General features: G+C 72.8%; 1 protein-coding gene. It reads left to right on the forward strand.

The features are described 5' to 3' along the window. Positions 1-206, forward strand: a 206-nt coding sequence (locus APY03_RS43335; protein ID WP_232324172.1) for a hemolysin III family protein, incomplete at both ends; no start/stop codon positions are given.

The raw sequence follows: 206 nt of genomic DNA on the forward strand, positions 1-206 counted from the left end.
GTACCTGGGCATGGGCTGGCTGGGCGTGCTGGCGGCGGTGCCGCTGGTCGAGCGGCTCGACGGCGCCGGGCTGGCCTGGCTGCTGGCGGGGGCGCTGTGGTATTCGGCCGGAACGGTGTTCTATCGCAACCCGCTGGGCTGGCGCCACGCGCACGGCACCTGGCACCTGTTCGTGCTGGCGGGATCGGCCAGCCACTATGTCACCG

It is taken from the genome of Variovorax sp. WDL1, assembly GCF_001541225.1.
GTDB lineage: Bacteria > Pseudomonadota > Gammaproteobacteria > Burkholderiales > Burkholderiaceae_C > Variovorax.